Origin of the sequence: Tepidimonas aquatica, assembly GCF_007556585.1 — a bacterium.
In the GTDB taxonomy this organism is placed as follows: domain Bacteria; phylum Pseudomonadota; class Gammaproteobacteria; order Burkholderiales; family Burkholderiaceae_C; genus Tepidimonas; species Tepidimonas aquatica.
This window is the reverse complement of the sequence record NZ_VJNA01000005.1, coordinates 77,830-99,335: the sequence shown is the minus strand read 5'-3', so window position 1 is coordinate 99,335 and position 21,506 is coordinate 77,830. Positions and strand designations below refer to the sequence as shown.

The following is a 21,506-nucleotide window of genomic DNA, read 5'->3' as shown; positions in this document are numbered from 1 at the left end:
GGCTGCTCGCGCTGCCACAGCGTGCGCCCGCCGCCGCGGCCCTCAGGACGGGATTTTTTCAAGGCAGTACCCCAGTCCGCGCACGGTGGCGATGCGGATCGGGCCGCGCTCGATCTTTTTGCGCAGACGGTGGATGTACACCTCGATGGCGTTGTTGCTGACTTCGTCGCCCCACTCGCACAGCCGCTCGACGAGCTGTTCCTTGCTGACCAGGCGCCCGGCGCGTTGCAGCAGCACCTCCAGCAGGCTGAGTTCGCGCGCGGACAGCTCGACCATCTTGCCATCGATCGTGACGACGCGGCCCGCTTGGTCGTAGGTCAGTGGCCCGTGCTGGATCAGGCTGGAGGCCGCCCCGTTGCCGCGGCGCACCAGCGCGCGCACGCGCGCTTCCAGCTCGGCCAGCGCAAACGGCTTGGCCATGTAATCGTCGGCGCCCAGGTCCAGCCCGCGCACCCGGTCCTCGACGCTGTCGGCAGCGGTCAGGATCAACACCGGCAGCCGCGAGCCGCGCGCGCGCAGGCGGCGCAGCACCTCCAGCCCGCCCATGCCCGGCAGCCCCAGGTCCAGGATCAGCAGGTCGAAGTTGTCGCTGACCAGCAGTGCGGCGTCGGCGGCGTCGCCGCTGGCCACATGGTCCACGGCCGCGCCGGCGGCGCGCAGCGTGCGCTGCAGCCCGTCGGCCAGCACCTGGTCGTCTTCGGCGATGAGGATGCGCATCGTATCGACCCTAAAGCAGCAGGCACGCGGCCACCGGCGCTGCTTTAGGGCGCCTGGTCGCGGTCACGAACATTGTAGGGGCGTTGTCGGCGCGGCGGTGCAGGGTCGCCGTCGGCGTAGGCCTCCAGTCCCAGCAGCACCACCGCCGCCACTGCGTCGCCCACCGCGGCGCGGAACTCGGCTTCGGCCTGCTCCACGGCGCGGCGAAACGCCTGCAGCCAGTCCAGGCCCGTCGGCGTGAAGACGATGCGCCGCGCCCGCGCGTCGCGCGGGTCTGGCTCGCGGCGCACCAGCCCCCACGCCACGCACTGGTCCACCAAGTCACCCATGGCCTGCTTGGTCATGCCGGCGCTGGCGGCCAGCTCACTCAGGCGCGCGCCCGCCAGCGGCAGGTGGCGGGTGATGTGCACGATGGCCGCGCTGATGCGTTGGCGCGCCGCCAGGTTGGACAGCGCCAGCGGCGCGTGTGGGCTGTGCGCCATCAGCCACAGCACCCGCTCATCGAAGCGGCGCCGTGCGTGGCCGAGCAGCCGCCCCAGGTGCGTCAGGCGCCAGCGCTCGTCAACGCCGTAGGACAGGGTGGTCATACGCCATATAGTAAAGCAAACTGACCAAAAAATAGGTTTTTGAAGATGTAGTCCGCGCTACACTGTGTCCCACGCAGCCGCGCTGAGGCACCCTCACCCGCCGCTGTACCCATCATCCCACCGCAAGGAGGCCCCAACGATGAACGCCACCACCACCCGCACCCCGGACCCCGACAAAGCCAAGGCCCTGGCCGCGGCGCTGGCGCAGATCGAAAAGCAGTACGGCAAAGGCACCATCATGCGCCTGGCCGAAGGTGAGAAGGTCGAGGACATCCAGGTGGTGTCCACCGGCTCGCTGGGGCTGGACCTGGCGTTGGGCGTGGGCGGGCTGCCACGCGGGCGCATCATCGAGATCTACGGCCCCGAGTCGTCGGGCAAAACGACGCTGACGCTGCAGGTGATCGCCGAAATGCAAAAGCAGGGCGGCATCTGCGCTTTCGTCGACGCCGAGCACGCGCTGGACGTGCAGTACGCGCAAAAGCTGGGCGTGGACCTGTCCAACCTGCTGATCAGCCAGCCCGACACCGGCGAGCAGGCGCTGGAAATCGTCGACAGCCTGGTGCGCTCCGGCGCCGTGGACCTGATCGTGGTGGACTCGGTGGCGGCGCTCACGCCCAAAGCCGAAATCGAAGGCGACATGGGCGACAGCCTGCCGGGCCTGCAGGCGCGCCTGATGAGCCAGGCGCTGCGCAAGCTCACCGCCACCATCAAGAAGACCAACTGCATGGTCATCTTCATCAACCAGATCCGCATGAAGATCGGCGTGATGTTTGGCAGCCCCGAAACCACCACCGGCGGCAACGCGCTCAAGTTCTACGCCTCGGTGCGCATCGACATCCGCCGCACCGGATCGATCAAGAAAGGCGACGAGGTCATCGGCAGCGAAACCAAGGTCAAGGTGGTCAAAAACAAGGTGGCGCCGCCGTTCAAGACGGCCGACTTCGACATCCTGTACGGCGAAGGCATCAGCCGCGAGGGCGAAATCGTGGACCTGGGTGTGCAGCACAAGGTCATCGAAAAGTCCGGCGCCTGGTACGCCTACAACGGTGAAAAAATCGGCCAGGGGCGCGAAAACGCGCGCGAATTCCTGAAAGAAAACCCCGACCTGGCGCACGAAATCGAAAACAAAATCCGCGCTTTGGTGGGGGTGGCGGCGTTGCCCAGCACCGCGCCCGACGACGAGGTCGAGCCCGATGCGGCGTTTGACGAGGTCTGAGGCCGCGCACGACCCGCACGCGCCTGCCGAACCCGGGCGCACCGGCCGCGATGGCCCCAGCCTGCGCGCGCGTGCGCTGCGCCTGCTGGCGCGCCGCGACCACACCCGCGCCGAGCTGGCGCAGCGCCTGGCCCCCTACGCTGATGACGAGGCCGCGCTGCAGGCGGTGCTGGACGAATGCGCGGCCAAGGGCTGGCTGGACGAACAGCGCGCGGTGCAGTCCCACCTGCACCGCCGTGGCCAGCGCCTTGGCGCGGCGCGCCTGAGCGCCGAGCTGCGCGCGCGTGGGGTGGATGGTGAAGCGCTGGCCCAGGCCCGCGCCTGGGCCGAAGCCACTGAGGCGCAGCGCGCACACGCCGTGTGGGCACACCGCTTTGGCCAACCGCCGCGCGACGTCGCCGAGCGAGCGCGACAGCAGCGCTTTTTGCTCGCGCGCGGCTTTGCGCCCGAGGTTGTGCGCCGCGTGGTGCCACAGGTCGTCGATGGCGGCGACGGTGCCCCAGGGGACGACGGCTGATGCCAAGGTGCACAAGCCTTCCACCGCCACGCTCTCATGAGACGAGCACGGCGGGTCGTCCGCGAGCGGGTGACTCGTCGCCGAAGGGGCCTGCCCATGCGTGTCAATTTGCCTGTTACCCAAAAAGCCTACGATTTCCCCGCCGACCAGACCCTGATTTCGGTCACCGACGTCAAGGGTCGCATCACCTACGCCAACAACAATTTTGTCGCCGTCAGCGGCTACACGCGCGACGAGTTGCTGGGCCAGCCGCACAACATCATTCGCCACCCGGACATGCCGGAAGAAGCCTTCCGCGACATGTGGCACACCATCCTGCAGGAAGGGCGGCCGTGGACCGGCTTGGTCAAAAACCGGCGCAAAAACGGCGACCACTACTGGGTGCGCACCAAGCCGACCGCGCAGGAGGTCGAAGCCGCCGAGGCGCTGTACGCCCGCATGCGCGCCGAGGCCGAACGCGGCCGCCTGAGCACCCGGCTGCAGGGGGGCGAGGTGGTGCGCGCGGGCTGGCTGTTCGCGCTGGGCCGCGCGCTCAAGCCCGGCTTGCGCGGGCGCATCGCGCTGGGCACGCTGGCTGCGGCGCTGGCGCCGATGGTCACCGCCACGCTGGGCGCGCCCGTGTGGGTGGTCTGGGCGGCGGGCCTGGCGGTGGTGGCTGCGGTAACGGTGCTGACGGAGCTGCACCTGATGCGCCCGATCCAGCGCATCGTGCGCCAGGCCGAGCAGTTGGCCTCGGGCGACCTGGTCGAGCCGATCACGGTGGACACCGGGTTAGAACTGCGCCGCATCCAACTGTCGCTGCAGCAGCTGAAGGTGGGTGTGCGCACCGTGGTGCGCGACATCCGCCACGAAGTGGCCAACCTGCGCGGCGGCACGCAGGAAATCGCCGCGGGCAACCAAGACCTGTCCCGTCGCACCGAAAACGCCGCGGCCAGCCTGGAGCAGACCGCGGCGTCGATGGAGGAAATCAACGGCACGACACAGGAGACGGCGCGCCTGGCCGATGAAGGCGTGGCGCTGGCGCGCCAGACGCTGGAGCTGGCGCGCACCGGCAGCGAGGCGGTCGGGGCCCTCTCGGGCACGATGCGCGAGATCACCGAATCCTCGCAGCGCATCACCGACATCATCCAGGTCATCGAAGGCGTGGCGTTCCAGACCAACATCCTCGCGCTCAACGCCGCGGTGGAGGCCGCGCGCGCGGGCGAAGCCGGCCGCGGCTTTGCGGTGGTGGCCGGCGAAGTGCGGGCGCTGGCCCAGCGCACGGGTGAAGCGGCCAAGCAGATCCGCCAGCTGATCACCGAGTCGCGCGAGCGGGTGCTGGCGGGCGACGCCCGCACCGCCGAGGCCAACGAGCGCATGACCGCGATGATGGAGGCCGTCGAGCGCGTGGCGCGGGTGTTCGAGGACGTGCACCACTCGGCCAACGAGCAAAAGCAGGGGGTGGCGCAGATCGCCGAAGCGATCGCCAACCTCGACTCGATCACGCAGCAAAACGCCGCCATGGTGGAAGAGATGGCGGCGGCCTCTGTGTCGCTGGACGAGCAGGTGCAGGTCGTGCACGGCACGATCCGGGTGTTTCGGCTTACGCCCAAGGACAAGCTGCTGGTCAAGGAAGACGCCACGGCGTTGCGCAAGGCGGCGCAGGCGCTCGACGACCCCAGTCAATTCGACTTTGACGCCGCGATCAAAGCGCACCAGCAGTGGCGCATCAAACTGCGCAACGCCATCCTCAAGGGCGACAAGCTCGACGTGGCCACGATCCGCCGCGACGACTGCTGCGCGGTCGGCAAATGGATTTACGGCGCGGGCGGCCAGCGCTACGGCAGCCTGCCGCTGTTCACGACGCTGGTGGAGCAGCACAAAAAGTTCCACCAGGAAACCGGTCACATCGCCGAGCTCGTCAATGCGGGCAAGACGGAGGAGGCCAACCGGCTGCTGCAGGGCGAGTCGGCGTTCATCCGCGCGGGTCGTGCGGTGGTGGCGACGTTGCAACAACTCAAGGCCGCGGTGGCGGGGGCGGTCAAGTCGGCGGCGCTGCAGCAGCGCCACGCCGCGTCGCCCGCGCCGCGTGCGCTGCCAGCCGGCGGCAAGGCGGCCGCACCCGCACCGGCCGGCGGCGCCGCCGAAGGGGATTGGGAGACCTTTTGAACGCCCCCGCACGGCGTGCGGGTGCCGACGCGCGCCGGCGTTGCGCGTGCCGGGATGTCAGCCGAGCCAGCGCCGCAGCCGCTCGATCGCCTCGTCCAGGTCGGCGCGCGCGGTGGCGATCGAAAAGCGCACGAACCGCCCGCCGTCGGCCTGTCCGAAATCGGCGCTCGGGGTGGCCACGACGCGTGCGTGGTGCATCATGGCGCGCACAAACGCCGTGCTGTCGGCGGCACCGGCGCGGGCCAGCTGCGCACCGGCGTCGGCCCAGACGTAAAACGCACCGTCCGGCTCGACCGGCACCGCCAAGCCCAGCGTGCGCAGCGCGGGCACGAACGCGTCGCGCCGTGCGGCGTATGCGGCGCGGCGGCGCTCGTACTCGGCCAGTGCATCCGCGTCGAAGCACGCCAGCGCCGCGTGCTGCGCGACGGCGTTGGCGCAGATGTAGTGGTTTTGCGCCAGCCGCTCCACCACCGGCACGAGCGGTTCGGGCAGCACCAGCCAGCCCAGCCGCCAGCCGGTCATGCCAAAATATTTGGAAAAGCTGTTGACGCTGATGACGTCGTCGCCCAACGCCAGCGCGGTGCGGCCGTAGCGCGTGTCGAACGACAGCCCGAGGTAGATTTCATCGACGACGAGCGCGCCGCCGCGGCGGCGCACGAGTTCCAGCACCCCACGCAGCGCCTCGGGCTCGATGGAGGTGCCGGTCGGGTTGGCTGGTGAGGCCAGCATCACGCCGCGTGTACGGGTCGTCCACGCCACTTCCAGTTGCGCTGGCGTGGGTTGGTAGCGCGTGGCGGCGGTGGTCGGCACCGTGGTCGCGCTGACCCCAAGGCTGGTCAGGATTTGCCGGTTGCACGGGTAGCAGGGGTCGGGCAGCAGCACGTCGTCACCGGCGTCCCACAGGGCCATCGCCGCCAGTTGCAGCCCGGCCGAGGCCCCCGCGGTGATGACGATGCGCTGCGGCGACACCTCCACCCCCCAACGCTGGGCGTACCAGGCCGACAGCCGCTGGCGCAGCGCGTCCAGCCCCAGCGCCGGGGTGTACTGCGTGCGCCCGGCGCGGATGGCCTGCTCGGCCGCGGCCTGCACGACCGGCGGCGCGACAAAGTCCGGCTCACCGATGTTCAGGTACAGCATGCGTGGCGCCCCGGGCGAGCGCGTGGCTTGCAGGGCCGCGGCTTCCTTGGCCACCTGCATGACGAGGAAGGGCGCCACCTGCTGGGCGCGTGCGCTGGGGGTGGGGTGGGTCATTTGCCGATGCAAAAGCGTGAAAAGATTTCGCCCAACAGATCGTCGGCGCCGAACGCACCGGTGATCGTGCCCAGGGCGTCGTGGGCCAGGCGCAGCTCTTCGGCCAGCAGTTCCAACGCGGGCGCAGGGCTGTCCAACTCGGCCTGCGCGGCCAGCAGGTGCGCGCGCACGCGCTGCAGCGCCTGCACGTGGCGCTGGCGCGCACTGTACAGCCCCTCGGCGGTCTGGCCCTGCCAACCCACCGTGCGCAGCAGACGCTGACGCAGCGCATCCAACCCGGCGCCGGTGCTGGCCGACAGCACCACGCCGTGGTCACCGTGCTCGCCGCAGGCGGGCGCGTCGGGGGCGGCGTCGGCTTTGTTCCAGACGTCGATGACCGGCACGTTGGCCGCCAGCACCTGCTGCAGCCGTGCGGCGATGGTGGCGTCGGCCGCTTGGTACGCGGGGTCGTGCCGGCGCGTGAGGTCGTGCACGAACAGCACGGCGTCGGCCCCTTCGATGCGCTGCCAGGCGCGCGCGATGCCGATGCGCTCGACCTCGTCGACGCCCTCGCCGTCGCGCAGCCCGGCGGTGTCGATCACGTGCAGCGGCACGCCCTCGATCTGGATGGCTTGCTGCACGACGTCGCGCGTGGTGCCGGCCACCGGCGTGACGATGGCCAGCTCCGCCCCCGCCAGCGCGTTGAGCAACGAGCTTTTGCCGGCGTTGGGCTGTCCAGCGATGACAACGTGCATGCCCTCGCGCAGCAGCGCGCCTTGGCGGGTGCGCGCCAACACCTCGTCAACGCGCTGCAGCAGCGTGTTGAGTTGCCCCGCCGCGTCGGCTTGGCGGATGAAGTCGATGTCTTCCTCGGGGAAGTCCAGCGTGGCCTCGACCAGCATGCGCAGGTGCACCAGGTCGTCGCGCAGCGCCTGCACCGCCTGCGAAAACGCCCCGCCGAGCGAGCGCGCTGCACTGCGCGCCGCCGCTTCGGTGCTGGCGTCGATCAGGTCAGCCACCGCCTCGGCCTGCGCCAAGTCCAGCTTGCCGTTGAGGAACGCGCGTTCGGTGAACTCGCCCGGCTGCGCCAGCCGCAGGCCCGGCAGCCGCGCCCGGCCGGTGCGGGGGTCGGCCTCGGCGGCGGCTTGCAGGCAGCGCTGCAGCAGCAACTGCAGCACCACCGGGCCGCCGTGCGCGTGCAGCTCCAGCACGTCTTCGCCGGTGTACGAATGGGGCGCCGGAAACCACAGCGCCAGCCCGTGGTCCAGCGCCGTGCCGTCGGCGCCGCGCAGCGGCCCGTAGTGGGCGTGGCGGGGCGTCAGGGTACGTCCGGTCAGCGGCTCGTGCAGCGCCGCCAACCCCTGCCCCGACAGGCGCACGATACCCACCGCGCCCCGCCCCGGCGCGGTGGCGATGGCCACGATCGGTTCATGGTGGCGCGGCAGCATACGGGGCCATGCGGTGGGGCTGGCGCGCCCCAGCCGCTCACTTGAAGCTGGGCAGGTTGAACTTCAGCGGCACGCCCATCGTGTGGTTGATGTAGGCCTGCTGCGCGATGGTCAGCACGTTGTTGACGATCCAGTACAGCACCAGGCCGGCCGGGAAGAAGAAAAACATCACGCTGAAGATGATCGGCATCAGCCACATCATCTTGGCCTGCAAAGGATCGGGCGGCAGCGGGTTCAGCGCCGTTTGCACCACCGTCGTCAGCGCCATGATCAGCGGCAGCACGTAGTACGGGTCGGGCGACGACAGGTCCTCGATCCAGCCCACCCAGGGGGCGTTGCGCATCTCGACGCTGGCCAGCAGCACCCAATACAGTGCGATGAACACCGGGATCTGGATCAGGATCGGCAGGCAGCCGCCCAGCGGGTTGACCTTTTCTTCGCGGTACAGCCGCATCATCTCCTGCTGCATCAGCTGCGGCTTGTCCTTGAGGCGCTCGCGCATTTCCATGATGCGCGGGTTGATCGCCTTCATCTTGGCCATGCTGCGGTAGGCGCTGGCGTTGAGCCAGTAAAACGCCGCCTTGATCAGCACCACCAGCAGCACGATGGCCCAGCCCCAGTTGCCCACCAGCGTGTGGATCTTTTCCAGCAGCCAGTACAGCGGTTTGGCGATGATGGTCAGCCAGCCATAGTCCTTGACCAGCTCCAGCCCCGGGGCGACCTCGCGCAGGACTTTTTCTTCCTGCGGGCCGACGTACAGCGTGGCCGCGGCGGTGGAGCTGGTCGCGCCTGGGGCAACCGCCAGCGCCGGGCCGATCTGGCCCACCGCGTACAGGTTGTCCACCTTGCGCACAAAGTTTTCACGCGGTGTACCCTGCGGCAGCAGCCAGGCGCTGAAAAAGTAGTGCTGCACCATCGCCACGTAGCCGTCGTCCGCCTGGCGTTGGATGTCGATGTTGCCCTTGTCGATGTGGGCGAACTCGACCTTTTGGTACTTGGCCGCGCTGCTGTAGACGGCCGGCCCGGTGAAGGTGGAGTAAAACGGCGTTTCGCTGCCAGCCTTGAGGCCGTCGCGCAGCAACTGCTGGTACGGCCGTACTTGCACCGGCGCGTCGCCTTGGTTGACGACCTCGTGCTGCACGGCGATGGCGTAGCTGCCGCGCTTGAACGTGTAGCGCTTGCGTAGCACGACGCCGTCGACCGGTTCGGACTCGAACACCAGGGTCAGCGCGTCTTGCCCGTCGGCCAGCGCCAGCGGCGCGCCGACGGCGGCCGCAGGCTCAACCAGCCGCATCGGGGTTTTGTGGGTGGGCGCCGCGCGGCCTTCGGCCACCAGACCCGACTGCGCCACGTAGGTGCGCTGGCCATCGTCCACGAGCAGCGTCAGCGGCGTGAAGCCCTGGCGCAGCGCCTTGCCGGTTTCGGTGGCGTGCTTGAGCAGCTTGGCTTCGACCACGGTGCCGCCGACGCTGTCCAGCGTCAGCTCCAGCACGTCGGTGCGCACCGTATGGCGCTGGCGCGGCACGCTCGGCGCGGGCGCCGCCCCGCCCGCGGGCGGGGCGGCCGAGGTCGCCACGCTAGGCTGCGGCACGTCCTTCGAGGGCTCCGTCGGGGCGGTGGCGGCCGGGCGCGGCGTGCCCGAGGGGAAGAAGGTGGCGGGCTGCCCGTGGTGCACCTGCCAGCGGTCCCACAGCAGGATCAGCGAAAAACCAAAGATCACCCACAGGATGGAGCGGCGAATGTCGTTCATGACGTGGTCGGGGGATCATGCGGGGAGGGAGCGCCGCCTGTGAACAGGCGCGGCGCGCGTGCGGGCACGGGGTCGTGGCCGCCGGCGCACCACGGGTGGCAGCGCAGGATGCGCCGTGCGGCCAGGTAGCTGCCGGCGGCGGCGCCGTGGCGCTGCAGCGCCTGCAGCGCGTACGCCGAACAGGTGGGCTCGAAGCGGCACGACGACCCAAGCCATGGGCTCAGCAGCGCACGGTAGGCCTGCACCAGGCCGATCAGCAGCCGCTGCGGCAGCCGGGCCAGCTCGGGCAGCCAGCGGTTCAACACGCCGGCTCCTGCGCGCGGTGCGCGGTCAACCGCTGGGGCAGCCGCTGCGCCAGCAGTTGCAACAGTTCGGCGCGCACGGCCCGGCGCAGCGGGGCCGAGGTGGCGCTGGGGAATTCGCTCGTCGGCCACGCACGCTTGAGGCGCACCACCCACGCGCCGGCCGGCGGCGGGTGCAGAGCCGCCACCGCGCGCACCTGCCGTTTGATGGCGTTGCGCGTGACCGCGCGGCGCGCCCAGCGCCGCGGCACCACCACGCCCAGCCACGGCCCGGGCGCACCGAACGTGGCGCGCCACGCGGCATCGTCGGCCGACCACAGCCGGCCATGCAGGGCGAAGTGCGCCGTTTGCACCATCGGGGGCGAGGCGAGCACCGCTTCGAACTGCGCGCGCCGCCGCAGCGGCTGCACACGCGCGCGCTTCAGCGTCGGCGAGGACGGCGGCACCGGCCGGGCGCGCACCACGGCGGCGGTGGCGTCAGACCGCCAAGCGCTTGCGGCCCTTGGCGCGGCGCGCATTGATGACCTTGCGGCCGCCGCGCGTCTTCATGCGAACGAGAAAGCCGTGGGTGCGGGCGCGGCGAACTTTGGAGGGCTGGTAGGTGCGCTTCATATTCCACCAAACAAATGTGGTTGCGGATCGAAAACCCTCAATTATGGCAAATCCCGTGCTGAAGTGCCAACGCGGGCGCCCGGCCGGCGGCGCCCAGACCGCGGTGGCTGGCCCTGGAACGCACGCCCAGGCGGCTGTCAAGCGAGGTTGCCCGCTGTGGATAACTGGTGGCGCATCGGTACAATCCCGGTCAGTCATGAGTTCCCCACGCACCGTTTCCGACCCTGCCGCCGGCGAGCCGCAGGCGCCCGACCTGTGGTCGGCGTGCCTCGAGCGGCTGGCGCAGGAGTTGCCCGCGCAGCAGGTCAACACCTGGCTGCGGCCGCTGGTGGCGCGCGTGGCCGACGACGGCTCGCGCGTGACGCTGGCGGTGGCCAACCGCTTCAAGCTCGACTGGGTGCGTGCGCAGTACGCGGGCCGCATCGGGGCGGCGTTGCAGGCCATCGCCGGCCAGCCGGTGACGCTGGAGCTGGTGTTGGCCCCGCGCGAGGCGCCCGCCGGCACGGCCCGGGTGGCGGCGCCGCGCGTGGCCGTGCCGCTGCGCACCGAGGCGGTACTGCCCCCGCTGCCCGAAGCGCCGCTGGCGTCGCCCGAAGCGGCGCCGCAGCACCACACGCGCCTCAACCCGGCCCTGACGTTTGCCACGCTGGTGGAGGGGTCGGCCAACCGCATGGCGCGCGCCGCGGCGCTGCACGTCGCCTCCAGCCCCGGGCAGATGTACAACCCGCTGTTCATTTACGGTGGCGTGGGGCTGGGCAAAACGCACCTGGTGCACGCCATCGGCAACCACCTGCTGGCCGAACGCCCCGAGGCCAAGGTGCTGTACATCCACGCCGAGCAGTTCGTGTCGGACGTGGTCAAGTCCTACCAGCGCAAGACCTTCGACGCTTTTAAGCAGCGCTACCACAGCCTGGACCTGCTGCTGATCGACGACGTGCAGTTTTTTGCCAACAAGGACCGCACGCAGGAGGAGTTTTTCAACGCCTTCGAGGCCTTGCTGGCCAAGAAGAGCCACATCGTGATGACCAGCGACACCTACCCCAAGGGGTTGACGGACATCCACGAGCGGTTGGTGTCGCGCTTCGACTCGGGCCTGACGGTGGCCATTGAGCCACCCGAGCTGGAAATGCGCGTGGCCATCCTGATCAGCAAGGCGCGCGCCGAAGGGGCGGTGATGCCCGAGGACGTGGCGTTTTTTGTCGCCAAAAACGTGCGCTCCAACGTGCGCGAGCTCGAAGGGGCGCTGCGCAAGGTGCTGGCCTACGCGCGCTTCAACCAAAAGGATATTTCGATCGCGGTGGCGCGCGAGGCGCTCAAGGACCTGCTCAACATTCAAAACCGCCAGATCAGCGTCGAGAATATCCAAAAGACGGTGGCCGACTTCTACAAGATCAAGGTTGCCGACATGTACTCGAAAAAGCGCCCGGCCAACATCGCGCGGCCGCGCCAGATCGCCATGTACCTGGCCAAGGAGCTGACGCAAAAGAGCCTGCCCGAAATCGGCGAGCTCTTCGGTGGGCGCGACCACACCACCGTGCTGCACGCGGTGCGCAAGGTGGCCGCCGAGCGCCAGGTGGACAGCGAGCTCAACCAGCAGCTCCACGTGCTGGAGCAAACCCTGAAAGGATGAGACGGGCATGATCGTCCTGCAAGCCACGCAAGAGCGGCTGATGGCCGCGCTGCAAGCGGTGTGCGGCATCGTCGAGCGGCGCCACACCGTGCCGATCCTGGCCAATGTGCTGCTGCGGCGCGACGGCGCCACGCTGCAGATGACCACCTCGGACCTGGAAATCCAGATTCGCTGCACGACCGACTTCGACGGCGATCCGGGGCCGCTGGCCACCACGGTGGGCGCGCGCAAGCTGCTCGATATCTTGCGCACCTTGTCGCCGCAGCACAACGTGGCGCTGGACGCCAGCGGCGCGCGGCTGGTGCTCAAGGCCGGCAAGAGCCGCTTCACGCTGCAGACCCTGCCGGCGGAGGACTTTCCGCAGGTGCAAGAGGCGCCGGCCTACGGCCCATCGTTTGCGGTGCCGCAAAAGGTGCTCAAGCGGTTGCTGGCGCAGGTGTCGTTTGCCATGGCGGTGCAGGATATCCGCTACTACCTCAACGGCATCCTGTTCGTGGCCGAAGGGCGGCGGCTGACGCTGGTGGCCACCGACGGCCACCGCCTGGCGCTGGCCAGCGCCGAGCTGGATGTCGAGGTGCCGCGCCAGGAGGTGATCCTGGCGCGCAAGACGGTGCTGGAGCTGCAGCGGCTGTTGACCGAGCAAGACGGCACCATCGAGATGCGCTTTGCCACCAACCAGGCCAAGTTGACGCTGGGCGCGCTGGAGTTCGTGACCAAGCTGGTGGAGGGCAAATTCCCCGACTACCAGCGCGTCATCCCCACCGCGCACCGCAACGTCGTGGTGCTGGGGCGCGCCCCGTTGCAAGCGGCGCTGCAGCGCGCGGCCATCATGACCAGCGACAAGTTCAAAGGGGTGCGGCTGCACCTGGAGCCGGGCCTGCTGCAGGTGGCGGCCAACAACGCCGAGCAGGAAGAGGCGGTGGACGAGCTGGACATCGAGTACACGGGCGATGTCATCGACATCGGCTTCAACGTGCAATACCTGCTGGATGTGCTGGGGGCGGTCAGCGCCGAGCACGTGCGCATCGAACTGCAGGACGGCAACGCGTCGGCGCTGATCACGGTGCCGGGCGACGAGCACTTCAAATACGTCGTGATGCCGATGCGCATCTGAAGCAAGGCCCAGGTCCATTGTTCATGAGCGAACCGCAACCGCACACCCCGCCGGGCACCGGCTACGGCGCCGACGCCATCCAGATCCTCGAAGGCCTGGAGGCGGTGCGCAAGCGCCCCGGCATGTACATCGGCGACACCTCCGACGGCACCGGCCTGCACCACCTGGTGTTCGAGGTGGTGGACAACGCCATCGACGAGGCGCTGGCCGGCCACTGCGACGACATCGTGGTGACCATCCACACCGACAACTCGATCAGCGTGGTGGACAACGGGCGCGGCATCCCCACCGGCATCAAGTGGGATGACAAGCACGAGCCCAAGCGCAGCGCGGCCGAAATCGCGCTGACCGAGTTGCACGCCGGCGGCAAATTCAACCAAAACGCTTACAAGGTCTCGGGGGGCTTGCACGGCGTGGGGGTGAGCTGCGTCAACGCGCTGAGCCGCTGGTTGCGCCTGACGGTGCGCCGCGACGGCCTGGTGCACCACCTGGAATTTGCCCGCGGCGCGGTGGTGGGCCGTGTCGTCGAGGAGGCCACGGCGCCCGACGGCAGCCGCGTGCTGGTGTCGCCGATGCGGGTGCTGGGGCCGACCGACAAGCGTGGCACCGAGGTGCACTTTTTGCCCGACACCGAGATCTTTCGCGAAAACCACGACTTCCACTACGAAATCCTGGCCAAGCGGCTGCGTGAGCTGAGCTACCTCAACAACGGCGTGCGCATCCGCCTGATCGACGAACGCACCGGCAAGAGCGACGACTTTTCCGGCGCCGGCGGGGTCAAGGGCTTCGTCGAGTTCATCAACGCCGGCAAAAAAGTGCTGCACCCGACCGTGTTCCACGCCACCGGCAGCCGACCGGCGGCCGACTACGGTGGCATCCCGGGCACCGAGATCGGCGTCGAAGTGGCCATGCAGTGGAACGATGGCTACAACGAAAACGTGCTGTGCTTCACCAACAACATCCCGCAGCGTGACGGGGGCACGCACCTGACCGGCTTGCGCGCGGCGATGACGCGCGTGATCGGCAAGTACATCGAAGCCAACGAGCTGGCCAAAAAGGCCAAGGTGGATGTCACCGGCGACGACATGCGCGAGGGCCTGTGCTGCGTGCTCAGCGTCAAGGTGCCCGAGCCCAAATTCAGCAGCCAGACCAAGGACAAGCTGGTCAGCTCGGAGGTGCGCGCGCCGGTGGAGGACATCGTCGCCAAGGCGCTGACCGACTACCTGGAGGAGCACCCGGCCGACGCCAAAATCATTTGCGGCAAGATCGTCGAGGCCGCGCGCGCGCGCGAGGCGGCGCGCAAAGCGCGCGAAATGACGCGCCGCAAAGGCGTGCTCGATGGCCTGGGCCTGCCCGGCAAGTTGGCCGACTGCCAGGAAAAAGACCCGGCGCTGTCCGAAATCTACATCGTCGAGGGTGACTCGGCCGGTGGCAGCGCCAAGCAGGGGCGGGATCGCAAGTTCCAGGCCATCCTGCCGCTGCGCGGCAAAATCCTCAACGTCGAAAAGGCCCGCTACGAAAAGCTGCTGGCCAGCAACGAAATCCTGACCCTCATCACCGCGCTGGGCACTGGCATCGGACGCAGCAGCGCCGACGACGCCGCGCGTGGCAAGGCCAACGGCGGCGACGACTTCGACATCAGCAAGCTGCGCTACCACCGCATCATCCTGATGACCGACGCCGACGTCGACGGAGCGCACATCCGCACGCTGTTGCTGACGTTTTTTTACCGCCAGATGCCCGAGCTGATCGAGCGCGGGCACGTCTACATCGCGCAGCCGCCGCTGTACAAGGTCAAGTCCGGCAAAGAGGAGCTGTACCTCAAGGACGACGCGGCGCTGCAGGCGTGGCTGCTGCGGGTGGCGCTGAAGGATGCGCGCGTGCACACCGGCGGGGCGCAGCCGCGTGTGCTGCAGGGCGACGAGCTGGCCGAGCTGGCGGCGCGCCACCAGGCCGCGGAGGCCGTGATCGCGCGCCTGAGCGCCGTCATGGACGCCGAGGCGCTGCGGGCCATCGCCGACGGTGTGGCGTTGAACCTGGACGATATGGCGCACGCCCAAGCCAGCGCCGAAGCGCTGCAGGCCGCACTGCGCGCGGGCGCCACCAACGGTAGCGCGCCTGAGGTGGTGGCCGAGCGCGACCCCCGCACCGACAAGCCCCTGCTGCGCATCAGCCGGCGCCACCACGGCAATGTGCGCGCCAGCGTCATCACGCAAGACTTTGTGCACGGCGAGGACTACGCTGCGCTGGCGCAGGCCGCGCACACGCTGGGCGGCCTGCTGGGCGAGGGCGCCAAGGTGCAGCGCGGCGAAGGCGAGCGCACGCGCGAAGCGGCGGTGGACGACTTCCGCGCCGCGATGCGCTGGCTGCTGGCCGAGGCGGAGCGCACCACCAGCCGCCAGCGCTACAAGGGCCTGGGCGAGATGAATCCCGAACAGCTCTGGGAAACCACGATGAACCCCGAGGTGCGCCGGTTGCTGCAGGTGCGCATCGAAGACGCCATCGAGGCCGACAAGGTGTTCACGATGCTCATGGGCGACGAGGTCGAGCCGCGCCGCGCGTTCATCGAGGCCAACGCGCTGCGGGCGGCGAATATCGATGTGTGAGTGAGCGGCGTCTGCCCCAACACCACCTGGAGTGCCCAAGGTGGTGGAGTGATACAATCACCTGACCGTATCGCATGTGAGAGACAAAATCGGGCCCAAGGAGGATTCGTTCATGGCCCAGACCTCGATGCTGCACGTTCGGGTGGAATCAAAGCCCGCCAGCAGTAAGCGGGCGCCGTTGCCGCGGGTGAGCGACTACACCAAGGCGTTCCTCAAAGACTGGGAGCGCCTTTCGCGCTCGGGGCCGCTACGACCTGAAGCGGCTGAAGGAGGCGATGTTGCTGCTGATTGGCAACGATGCGCCGTTGGGGCCCGAATGGCTGGATCACCCGCTGAAGGGCGAGTGGGCGGATCATCGCGAATGCCACATCGGCGGCGACTTCCTGCTGATCTACCGCCTGGAGGGCAACGCCATCGTCTTCGTGCGGGCGGGCACGCACTCGGATTTGTTCGAGGAGTGATCCGTGTGTAAGGGTTTGGTGTGACACCCATGTGGAATCGCAGCGTATTTTCCGTACCGAAGATGGATTGCCCGTCCGAGGAAAACCTCATCCGCATGGCGTTGCGCGACCTGCCGGACGTGGTGTTGGCCTTCGACCTGGCGCAGCGCCGTCTGACGGTGCAGCACCCGGGGCCGGCCGAGGCGGTGCTGGCCCGGCTGGAGCGGCTGAACCTGGGCGCGCGTCTGGCGCACACCGAGCCGGTAGCGCAGCCGTCCGCCCCGCCGGCGTCGACCGACGCGACCGAGTCGCGCGTGCTGTGGACCCTGCTGGCCATCAACGGGGCCATGTTTTTGCTGGAAATCGGGGTGGGCATCGTGGCCCAGTCCACCGGTCTGTTGGCCGACGCGATGGACATGTTTGCCGATGCCGCGGTGTACGGCGTGGCGTTGTTTGCCGTCGGCCGCTCGGCCGCCCGCAAGGTGCAGGCGGCGCATCTGGCGGGGTGGTTGCAGCTGACGCTGGCCTTGCTCGCGCTGGCCGAGGTGGGGCGGCGCTGGGTGCAGGGCAGCGAGCCGGTGTCGGCGCTGATGATGGGCGTGGGGGTGGTGGCCCTGGTGGCCAATGTGGCCTGCCTGTGGCTGGCGGCGCGGCACCGGGGGCTGGGCGCCCACATGAAGGCGAGTTACATCTTCTCCGCCAACGACGTGCTCGCCAACCTGGGGGTCATCGTGGCGGGCCTGCTGGTGGCGTGGACCGGCTCGCGCGTGCCCGATCTGGTCATCGGGGGCGTGATCGGGTTGGTCGTGCTCGACGGGGCGCGGCGGATACTGGCGCTGCGCTGAATGCCCATGCCGCCCGCCCGTGACCCCGCCCCGGCGCCGTGCGTGCTGGCCACGGGTTTGGTCAAACGCTATGGCGACGCGGTGGTGTTTGCCGGTGTCGATCTGGCCGTCTCGCCCGGGGAGTTCGTGGCCATTTTGGGCGAATCGGGCGTGGGCAAGTCCACGCTGCTCAACTGTCTGGCCGGGTTGGATGCGGTGGATGGCGGCCGGGTGTGCGTGCTGGGGCAGGACTGGGCGGCGCTGTCCGAGCCGCAGGCTGCCGCGTGGCGGCGCACCCAGCTGGGCTTCGTTTTCCAGGCCTTCCACATCCTGCCGCACCTGACGGTGGCGCAGAACGTGGGCTTGCCGCTGGTGCTGCTGGGCCGGCCCGATGCCGAGCGGGTGGCGCAGGTGCTGGACGCGGTCGGCCTGGGAGGCCTGGGCGAGCGCCTGCCTCAAACCCTGTCCGGCGGACAACTGCAACGGGTGGCGATTGCGCGGGCGCTGGCGCACCGGCCGCGCTTGATCCTGGCCGATGAGCCGACCGGCAACCTGGACCCGCGCACCGCGGCGCAGGTGCTGGCGCTGCTGCAGGCGCAGACCCGCGCGCACGGCGCCGCGCTGGTGCTGGTGACGCATTCCCACGCCGCGGCGGAGCAGGCCGACCGCCGCCTGGAGCTGACGTGCGAGGGCATGCGGCCGCTGTGATCGCGCCCCGCCCGCGCGGGTGGGACTTGTGGCGCGCGTTCTCGTGGCCGCAGTGGCGCCTGCACCCCTGGCGCCATGCGGTGGCGGTGCTGGCCATCATGCTGGGGGTGGGGCTGGCGCTGGCGGTGCACCCGATCAACGCGTCGGCGCTGGCGGAGTTTTCGGCCGCGGTGCGGGGGGTGAACGGCGAGCCGGATGTCCGCCTGCGTGGCCCCTTGGACCGGCTGGATGCGCGCTGGCTGGACCGCGCCCTGGCTCACCCCCAGGTGCGCGCCGCCATGCCGGTGATCGAAGCCCAGGGCGTGGCGGTGACGCCCGACGGCCACCGCGTGCCGGTGCGGTTGCTGGGGGTGGACGCCTTGGTCTGGCCGGCCCTGCAGCCCGACGCCGGGCTGCGGGTGCGCGAGGGCGGGGATCGGCTGGATGTGTTGGCCCCCGATGCGGTGTTTGGCAATCCCGCGGCGCAGGCGGCGCTGGGCACCGCGACCGATACCGTGGAGCTGCAGGTCGGACTGCAGGGGCACCGCTGGCGGGTGGCGGGGCAGGTGGCGCTGCCGGGCGGCCCCTTGCTGGTGGCGGACGTGGCCGCGCTGCAGGACAGATTGGGCTGGGGCGACCAGGTGTCGCGGCTGGCGATCCGGCAGGTATCGCTGAACATCTTCGATCGCAGCTTTGCGGTGACGTACTGGTTGCAGGCGGTCGCCATCGGCATGGGGCTGATGGGGGTGTCGGCCAGCTTCAGCGCCCAGGTGCTGGTGCGGCGGCGCGAGTTTGGGCTGCTGCGCCACCTGGGGCTGTCGCGGGCGCAGGTGCTGGGCCTGGTGGCGGCAGAAGGGGCGCTGTGGACCGTGCTGGGCGCCGTCGCCGGATTGGCGCTGGGCCTGGCGGTGAGTGCGGTGCTGGTGCACGTGGTCAATCCGCAGAGTTTTCACTGGACCATGGAGCTGGCCGTGCCCGTCGGTCGCCTGGCCGCGCTGGTTCTGGCCGTCGTCGCGGCGGGGACCCTGACCGCCTGGGCCAGCGGACGGCTGGCGGTGCGCCGTGAGGCGGTGCTGGCCGTGCGGGAGGAAGCGTGATGGACCCGCGCACCCCGCCACCGCGCCGACGCCTGCTGCAGGGACTGGCGGTGGGCGCGTGGGCAGGCCTGTGGGCTGGCGCATGGGTGGGCGGCTGGCCGCGGTGGGCGCAGGCCGCGCCTGGGGAGTTGGGGCGCCGGCCATTGGTGTTTCCGCGCGACCACGGCAGCCACCCAGACACCCAAACCGAATGGTGGTACCTGACGGGCTGGCTGCAGGCCCCGCAGGGGGCGCTGTGGGGGTTTCAGGTGACGTTCTTCCGCTCGCGGGTGGCGGCGACGCAGGCGCTGCACAGCCGGCTCGCGGCGCGGCAGTTGCTGTTCGCCCACGCCGCGGTGACCGATGTCGCGGCTGGGCGCCTGTACCACCACCAGATGACGGCCCGCTGGGATGGGCGCGATCCCCCGCCCGGGGCGGAACCGGTGACCGCCGTCGCGCGCACGGGGGATACCGACGTGCGCATCCGTGACGCCGTGCTGCGGCGCGCCCCGGACGGCAGCTACCAGGCCCGGGTGGCCGCGGGGGATTGGGCGCTCGACCTGCAGGCCACGCCGACCCAGCCCTTGTTGCTGCAGGGCGAGGCCGGGTGGTCCCGCAAGGGGCCCGAGCCCCATCAGGCGAGCTTCTATTACAGCCAGCCGCAGTTGCGCATGACCGGCCGGCTGGCGCTGGCCGGCCGCACCGCCGAGGTGACCGGGCGGGGCTGGCTGGACCACGAATGGAGCGAGGCGCTGCTGCACCCCGACGCCGTGGGGTGGGACTGGATGGGCATGAACCTGGACGACGGCGGCAGCCTGACCGCGTTCCGGCTGCGCCGCGCGGACGGCCGCGCGCTGTGGGCGGGCGGCTCCATGCGGACGGGGCCTGCCGCCCAGCCACCGCTGGCAACGCGGGCCTTCGCCCCGGGGGAGGTGACTTTCGAGCCGTTGCGGCACTGGACCAGCCCGCGCACTGCCGTGCGCTACCCGGTGCAATGGCGCGTGCACACCCCCGCAGGGGTGTTCGAGGTGCACGCCCTGGCGGACGACCAGGAGCTGGACAGCCGGGCCAGCACCGGCGCCCTCTACTGGGAGGGCTTGTGCGAGCTGCGCACCCTGGATGGTCGCCGCGTGGGACGCGGGTATCTGGAGCTGACCGGCTACGGGGGCGCCCTGCGGCTGTGAGCACAAGGCGGCCATGGTGTTGGGGATAGGAGATGCCATCAATTCAATAGTTAAACATTTATTGAAATGTTGTATGATGGCTTTCATGCTGACCGAAGCCCAAACCGTCCAAGCCCTGGCCGCCCTGGCCCAGCCCGTGCGGCTGCGCGCGTTTCGCGCCCTGGTGGTGGCGGGGCGCGAGGGGCTGACGCCCAGCGCCCTGGCCGAGGCGCTGGGGGCGGCCCCCAGCGCGCTGTCGTTTCACCTCAAGGAATTGCTGCATGCCGGCCTGGTGACGCAGGAGCGGCAGGGCCGGCATCTGATTTACCGGGCCGCGTTCGATGCGATGCAAGAACTGCTCGCCTACCTCACCGAAAACTGCTGCCGGGGCGACGCCTGCATCACCCCGGACGCCCTGGCCTGCGATTGTTGATCCCCGCCCTTCGAAGGAGAATTCCGTGAAGCGCTTCCACGTCCATCTGCATGTCCAGGATCTGGACCAGAGCATTGCGTTTTACTCGCGCCTGTTCGCGGCCGCGCCGGTGCGCGTCGAGCGCGACTACGCCAAATGGATGCTCGACGATCCGCGGCTGAACTTCGCGATCTCCACGCGCGGCGCGGCGCCGGGGGGGGATCACCTGGGCTTTCAGGTGGACGAGGCGTCGGAGCTGGGCGAGCTCAAGGCCCGCGCCCAGGCCGCGGACATGGCCCTGCTCGACGAAGGGGCCACCACCTGCTGCTACGCCCGCAGCGAAAAGCATTGGGTGACCGACCCCCAGGGCATCGCCTGGGAGCATTTCCACACCCTGGGCGACATTGCCGTCTTCCGCGAGGCGGATGCCGCCTCCGGCGCTTGCTGCGCGGCGGCCTGCTGCTGAGGATGAGGCCATGACCTCCCGCCCCCTGAACGTGCTGTTTTTGTGCACCCACAACTCCGCCCGCAGCATCCTGGCCGAGGCGCTGCTCAACGACCTGGGCCGCGGGCGTTTTCGGGCCTATTCGGCGGGCAGCAGCCCGCGCCCGAACCAGCAGCCCCACCCCCTGGCGCTGGCCGTGCTGCGCGAGGCGGGCATTGCCACCGATGGGCTGCGCAGCAAAAGCTGGGATGAGTTTGCCGGCCCCGACGCGCCCGAGATGGATCTGATCATCACCGTTTGTGACAACGCGGCGGGCGAGGTCTGCCCCGTGTGGCCCGGACACCCGGCCACGGCCCACTGGGGCTACGCCGATCCGTCCGCGGGTGACGAGCCGGGCGAGGTCAAGCACGAGGCCTTCCGCCGCACCATGCAGCTGATGAAGCGCCGGCTGGAGATGCTGACGCAATTGCCACCCGAGAAGCTGGCGCGCGCCCTGCTGCAGGACAGCGCGCGCGCCCTGGCCGGGAGCTGAGGCCGTGAGCGCGCAGTGTGACATTGCCGCCAAGCAGGCGGCTGGCGCGC

The 21,506-nt window shown here is 69.7% G+C and carries 21 protein-coding genes and 1 pseudogene; 14 read left to right on the top strand and 8 right to left on the bottom strand.

Annotated elements, in window-relative coordinates:
• Positions 1-42: 42 nt before the first annotated feature.
• Together Taqua_RS02975 and Taqua_RS02970 are read right to left on the bottom strand one after the other, a co-directional pair.
• On the bottom strand, positions 43-717 hold the full coding sequence (locus Taqua_RS02975; RefSeq protein WP_144324564.1) for a response regulator: 675 nt from the start codon (positions 715-717) through the stop codon (positions 43-45).
• 44 nt (positions 718-761) lie between these two features.
• Positions 762-1,304, bottom strand: a complete 543-nt coding sequence (locus Taqua_RS02970; RefSeq protein ID WP_132963621.1) for a MarR family winged helix-turn-helix transcriptional regulator — start codon at positions 1,302-1,304, stop codon at positions 762-764.
• Between the two features lie 139 nt (positions 1,305-1,443).
• Here Taqua_RS02970 and recA point away from each other — a divergent pair, with 139 nt between their 5' ends.
• The 3 genes from recA (at position 1,444) to Taqua_RS02955 (ending at position 5,185) form a co-directional block, all read left to right on the top strand.
• Entirely contained in the window at positions 1,444-2,520 is a 1,077-nt protein-coding gene (gene recA, locus Taqua_RS02965; RefSeq protein ID WP_144324562.1) for a recombinase RecA, read from the top strand.
• On the top strand, positions 2,498-3,037 hold the full coding sequence (gene recX / locus Taqua_RS02960) for a recombination regulator RecX (RefSeq protein WP_144324560.1): 540 nt from the start codon (positions 2,498-2,500) through the stop codon (positions 3,035-3,037). The genes recA and recX overlap by 23 nt, the downstream gene beginning before the upstream one ends.
• A gap of 96 nt (positions 3,038-3,133) precedes the next feature.
• Positions 3,134-5,185, top strand: coding sequence for a methyl-accepting chemotaxis protein (locus tag Taqua_RS02955; protein WP_144324558.1), 2,052 nt, complete (start codon positions 3,134-3,136; stop codon positions 5,183-5,185).
• 57 nt (positions 5,186-5,242) lie between these two features.
• Here the strand turns inward: Taqua_RS02955 and Taqua_RS02950 are convergent, their stop codons facing one another.
• Genes Taqua_RS02950 through rpmH form a run of 6 tightly spaced genes read right to left on the bottom strand, consistent with a single transcriptional unit; the run spans position 5,243 to position 10,527 of the window.
• Positions 5,243-6,436, bottom strand: a complete 1,194-nt coding sequence (locus Taqua_RS02950) for a pyridoxal phosphate-dependent aminotransferase (protein ID WP_144324556.1) — start codon at positions 6,434-6,436, stop codon at positions 5,243-5,245.
• Positions 6,433-7,863, bottom strand: a complete 1,431-nt coding sequence (mnmE, locus tag Taqua_RS02945) for a tRNA uridine-5-carboxymethylaminomethyl(34) synthesis GTPase MnmE (protein WP_144324554.1) — start codon at positions 7,861-7,863, stop codon at positions 6,433-6,435. Before mnmE ends, Taqua_RS02950 begins: the two co-directional genes overlap by 4 nt.
• A gap of 37 nt (positions 7,864-7,900) precedes the next feature.
• Positions 7,901-9,613, bottom strand: a complete 1,713-nt coding sequence (gene yidC / locus Taqua_RS02940) for a membrane protein insertase YidC (protein WP_144324552.1) — start codon at positions 9,611-9,613, stop codon at positions 7,901-7,903.
• Complete coding sequence (gene yidD / locus Taqua_RS02935; protein WP_221933911.1) at positions 9,610-9,885, bottom strand: membrane protein insertion efficiency factor YidD; 276 nt, start codon at positions 9,883-9,885, stop codon at positions 9,610-9,612. The genes yidC and yidD overlap by 4 nt, the downstream gene beginning before the upstream one ends.
• A gap of 26 nt (positions 9,886-9,911) precedes the next feature.
• Positions 9,912-10,379 carry a ribonuclease P protein component gene (locus Taqua_RS02930; RefSeq protein ID WP_342780894.1) on the bottom strand — a complete coding sequence of 156 codons (468 nt, stop codon included), beginning with the start codon at positions 10,377-10,379 and terminating at the stop codon, positions 9,912-9,914.
• A 13-nt stretch (positions 10,380-10,392) separates the two neighbouring features.
• The gene (gene rpmH, locus Taqua_RS02925) at positions 10,393-10,527 is read right to left on the bottom strand and encodes a 50S ribosomal protein L34 (protein WP_047197195.1); all 135 of its coding nucleotides are present in this window, start codon (positions 10,525-10,527) and stop codon (positions 10,393-10,395) included.
• Positions 10,528-10,723: 196 nt separating this feature from the next.
• Here rpmH and dnaA point away from each other — a divergent pair, with 196 nt between their 5' ends.
• From dnaA to Taqua_RS02870, 11 genes and pseudogenes are all read left to right on the top strand, one after another.
• Positions 10,724-12,157, top strand: a complete 1,434-nt coding sequence (gene dnaA, locus Taqua_RS02920; protein ID WP_144324550.1) for a chromosomal replication initiator protein DnaA — start codon at positions 10,724-10,726, stop codon at positions 12,155-12,157.
• Positions 12,158-12,164: 7 nt separating this feature from the next.
• Positions 12,165-13,271: a DNA polymerase III subunit beta gene (gene dnaN / locus Taqua_RS02915; RefSeq protein ID WP_144324548.1), complete on the top strand. Its 1,107-nt coding sequence runs from the start codon at positions 12,165-12,167 to the stop codon at positions 13,269-13,271.
• 23 nt (positions 13,272-13,294) lie between these two features.
• Positions 13,295-15,877, top strand: a complete 2,583-nt coding sequence (gene gyrB / locus Taqua_RS02910) for a DNA topoisomerase (ATP-hydrolyzing) subunit B (protein WP_144324546.1) — start codon at positions 13,295-13,297, stop codon at positions 15,875-15,877.
• A gap of 275 nt (positions 15,878-16,152) precedes the next feature.
• The gene (locus tag Taqua_RS13440; RefSeq protein ID WP_246094593.1) at positions 16,153-16,338 is read left to right on the top strand and encodes a type II toxin-antitoxin system YafQ family toxin; all 186 of its coding nucleotides are present in this window, start codon (positions 16,153-16,155) and stop codon (positions 16,336-16,338) included.
• A 62-nt stretch (positions 16,339-16,400) separates the two neighbouring features.
• Positions 16,401-17,162: a cation efflux transmembrane domain-containing protein gene (locus Taqua_RS02900; RefSeq protein WP_132963610.1), complete on the top strand. Its 762-nt coding sequence runs from the start codon at positions 16,401-16,403 to the stop codon at positions 17,160-17,162.
• Positions 17,163-17,168: 6 nt separating this feature from the next.
• Positions 17,169-17,849, top strand: coding sequence for an ABC transporter ATP-binding protein (locus Taqua_RS02895; RefSeq protein WP_144324602.1), 681 nt, complete (start codon positions 17,169-17,171; stop codon positions 17,847-17,849).
• A 632-nt stretch (positions 17,850-18,481) separates the two neighbouring features.
• Positions 18,482-18,925 (top strand): annotated as a pseudogene (locus Taqua_RS13770) (FtsX-like permease family protein); the annotation flags it as partial.
• Positions 18,925-20,088, top strand: coding sequence for a lipocalin-like domain-containing protein (locus Taqua_RS02885; RefSeq protein WP_144324544.1), 1,164 nt, complete (start codon positions 18,925-18,927; stop codon positions 20,086-20,088). The pseudogene Taqua_RS13770 and the gene Taqua_RS02885, both read left to right, overlap by 1 nt.
• 85 nt (positions 20,089-20,173) lie before the next feature.
• Positions 20,174-20,500 carry an ArsR/SmtB family transcription factor gene (locus Taqua_RS02880; protein ID WP_425472577.1) on the top strand — a complete coding sequence of 109 codons (327 nt, stop codon included), beginning with the start codon at positions 20,174-20,176 and terminating at the stop codon, positions 20,498-20,500.
• 25 nt (positions 20,501-20,525) lie between these two features.
• A complete protein-coding gene (locus Taqua_RS02875) occupies positions 20,526-20,945 on the top strand; it encodes an ArsI/CadI family heavy metal resistance metalloenzyme (protein ID WP_132962580.1) in 420 nt (139 codons plus the stop codon).
• 10 nt (positions 20,946-20,955) lie between these two features.
• Positions 20,956-21,456: an arsenate reductase ArsC gene (locus Taqua_RS02870; RefSeq protein ID WP_068607303.1), complete on the top strand. Its 501-nt coding sequence runs from the start codon at positions 20,956-20,958 to the stop codon at positions 21,454-21,456.
• Positions 21,457-21,506 lie beyond the last annotated feature (50 nt).